The sequence below is a fragment of the Gammaproteobacteria bacterium genome, assembly GCA_029884425.1.
Classification (GTDB): domain Bacteria; phylum Pseudomonadota; class Gammaproteobacteria; order S012-40; family S012-40; genus JAOUHV01.
This window is the reverse complement of the sequence record JAOUHV010000089.1, coordinates 1-2,734: the sequence shown is the minus strand read 5'-3', so window position 1 is coordinate 2,734 and position 2,734 is coordinate 1. Positions and strand designations below refer to the sequence as shown.

General features: G+C 54.3%; 5 protein-coding genes and 1 riboswitch. Of the genes, 3 read left to right on the top strand and 2 right to left on the bottom strand.

All coding sequences use genetic code 11. The features are described 5' to 3' along the window. Together OEW58_13995 and OEW58_13990 are read left to right on the top strand one after the other, a co-directional pair. On the top strand, positions 1-417 hold a 417-nt coding region (locus OEW58_13995; protein ID MDH5302458.1), incomplete at its 5' end, for an agmatine deiminase family protein. A gap of 5 nt (positions 418-422) precedes the next feature. Further along, positions 423-1,298 carry a carbon-nitrogen hydrolase gene (locus OEW58_13990; GenBank protein ID MDH5302457.1) on the top strand — a complete coding sequence of 292 codons (876 nt, stop codon included), beginning with the start codon at positions 423-425 and terminating at the stop codon, positions 1,296-1,298. A 96-nt stretch (positions 1,299-1,394) separates the two neighbouring features. Here OEW58_13990 and OEW58_13985 read toward each other — a convergent pair whose 3' ends face one another. Beyond that, positions 1,395-1,598: a cold shock domain-containing protein gene (locus OEW58_13985; protein ID MDH5302456.1), complete on the bottom strand. Its 204-nt coding sequence runs from the start codon at positions 1,596-1,598 to the stop codon at positions 1,395-1,397. A 144-nt stretch (positions 1,599-1,742) separates the two neighbouring features. Further along, positions 1,743-2,318 (bottom strand): TMEM165/GDT1 family protein, encoded by a 576-nt coding sequence (locus OEW58_13980; GenBank protein MDH5302455.1) that lies wholly within the window; start codon positions 2,316-2,318, stop codon positions 1,743-1,745. Positions 2,319-2,321: 3 nt separating this feature from the next. Then, a riboswitch (yybP-ykoY riboswitch) is annotated at positions 2,322-2,496 on the bottom strand. A 136-nt stretch (positions 2,497-2,632) separates the two neighbouring features. On the opposite strand from OEW58_13980, the gene OEW58_13975 reads away from it, so the two are divergent. Beyond that, the coding region (locus OEW58_13975; protein ID MDH5302454.1) for a type II toxin-antitoxin system Phd/YefM family antitoxin at positions 2,633-2,734 on the top strand (102 nt) is incomplete at its 3' end.

The following is a 2,734-nucleotide window of genomic DNA, read 5'->3' as shown; positions in this document are numbered from 1 at the left end:
CACATCGACACCCTGGCGCGCTATGCCGATGCGCACACCATCGTTTACCAGCGCTGCAACGATAAACTCGATCCGCATTTCGATGGTCTGTCGAAAATGGAAGTCGAACTACGCGCGCTGCGTGACGTTAACGGCAATCCGTACAAGCTGGTACCCCTGCCCTGGCCGGCGCCCAAGTTTGACGAAGACGATGGCCGTCGCCTGCCCGCAACCTACGCCAATTTCCTGATCATCAACGACGCCGTTTTGCTGCCAACCTACAATGATGAATTCACTGATCTGGAAGCCAGGCGCGCCATGGAAATCGCTTTTCCCAACCATGAAATCGTCTGCATTGATTGCAGCGAAATCATCAAACAAAATGGCAGCCTGCACTGTTTGACCATGCAACTGCCCCAGGGAGTGCTGCCCGCATGAGCATTTTGAAAGTCGGTTTCATTCAACAAAGCTGTACCGCCAACAAAGCCGAGAATCTGGCCAAGACCATTCAGGGCATTGAGCTTGCCGCCAGCCAGGGCGCAAAGTTGGTGATCCTGCAGGAACTGCACGCCTCACTTTATTTTTGCCAAACCGAAGATGTGGACCAGTTTGATCTGGCCGAACCCATCCCCGGCCCCACCAGCGACCAACTGGCCGATGTCGCTGCACGCCTGGGCATAGTGCTGGTCAGTTCATTGTTTGAAAAACGCGCCACCGGCCTGTACCACAACACGGCAGTGGTGTTTGAAAAAGATGGTCGCATCGCTGGCAAATACCGCAAGATGCACATCCCCGATGATCCGGGTTTTTACGAGAAGTTTTATTTCACGCCGGGCGATCTGGGCTTCACGCCGATTCAGACATCCGTCGGCAAGCTGGGCGTGCTGGTCTGCTGGGATCAGTGGTACCCCGAAGCGGCGCGTCTGATGGCCATGGCCGGCGCCGAGTTGCTGATCTACCCCACAGCCATCGGCTGGAATCCTGCGGATGAGCAAAGCGAGCAAGACCGTCAGCGCGAAGCCTGGATCACCGTGCAGCGCGGCCACGCCGTCGCCAACGGCCTGCCAGTCATCTCCGTCAATCGCGTTGGTCACGAGGGAGATCCTTCCGGCCAATCCGAAGGCATTGAGTTCTGGGGCAGCAGCTTTGTCGCTGGTCCGCAGGGCGAATTCCTCTGCATGGAATCCATGGATCAGGAAGTGGTGCGCATCATCGACATCGACATGGGCCGCAGCGAACACGTGCGCCGCATCTGGCCGTTCCTGCGCGATCGTCGCATTGACGACTACGACAATCTGACGCGTCGTTATATCGACTAAATAAAAATGCCCGCATCAAGTGGGCATTGCCATATCGACAAAACAAAAAATGCCCGCTTAATGCGGGCATTTTTTTGGGAATACTTCAGGCAGATTCTATCCGGGAATAACTCGGACAGTACGACGCCCCAATTCAGTCGGCGTACAGAGATACGAAACCTGCTGACCCGTAGTCAACATCTTGAAGCCCTCGGCTTCGATACTGGGATAAAACACGGCGACATCACCCGTGCCATCATGGCTACGAATCATGCCATAGCCCTTGTTACCACTAAACCACTTTACGGTACCCGTTTTCATAGTCTGGTGGACCCTCCTGCGGTCTCGGTTTTTGAACGAATCGTAGAACTGCAAACGGGAGTCTACCCCCCGTTTGTTACCACAACATTACGTCAGGAGAATTGAGCCTACGCAACTTCGCCCAGGATGGCAAGCGATGCCGTCCTATAGCCCCAGCCGATCACCGCTCATCAGCGTCACCACACCCAAGACAACAAAAATCAACGCCGCCGTTGCGTGTACCCAGCGAATCGGAATTCGGGTGGCGATACGATCACCAAAAAACACCACCGGCGCATTCGCCAGCATCATCCCCAGCGTGGTTCCCAACACGACCAGCAACAAGTCCGGATATTGCGCCGCCAGGGCAACCGTAGCGATTTGAGTTTTGTCTCCGATTTCCACTAGGAAAAACAACACCACTGTTGTGATGAAAACGCCAAAGCGCGCAGCCTCGGTCTTGGTTTCTTCGTCGATTTTGTCCGGCACCATGATCCAGGCAGCCATGGCTATGAAGGAAATACCCAGAATCCAACGCAAGGTATCTGGCGTAAACCAGGTGGTAATCCAAGCACCCAGCGCACCCGCCAGACCGTGATTGGCCAGGGTCGCAACCAGAATACCGAGAACAATAGGGATGGGCTTGCGAAAACGCGCCGCAAGCAGAAGTGCTAAAAGTTGGGTTTTATCGCCGATTTCGGCAAGAGCAACAACACCGGTAGAAACGAGAAGAGCTTCCATCAAATACTCCCTGGCCGGAACAAGACTTGACCACACCGTCCCCGGCCAGATGCGGAGCAGCATGATCAAAGGTCTTGCCAAGCTAAAAAGCCGCCTGCGCCATGGTTAAAAACCAAGTGTGTTGACGCAAGCCCCGACACCTTACTGTGCCAGTCAGCTACTCCCCAATGACGGAGCGAATTCTACCGAAACAATTTCCCCATGTACACCCCTGCTCCCCACCCCGCATGAACACTGGAGTTGTTCAGTAAATTGTACAACTGACCGACAACCATTCCACTTGTACAACTCATGGGACAACGGGAGAAATTGTCATGCGTATTATTTCTTTCAGCGAGGCCAGAAATTCCCTAAAAACCGTTCTGGATCAAGTCGTTGAAGATGTCAGTTGCACCGTCATCACGCGCCGGGACAGT

Bases quoted from the DNA above. Each gene is read 5' to 3' on its own strand.
- OEW58_13980 (MDH5302455.1), bottom strand. From the start codon at position 2,318: ATGGAAGCTCTTCTCGTTTCTACCGGTGTTGTTGCTCTTGCCGAAATC.
- OEW58_13985 (MDH5302456.1), bottom strand. From the start codon at position 1,598: ATGAAAACGGGTACCGTAAAGTGGTTTAGTGGTAACAAGGGCTATGGC.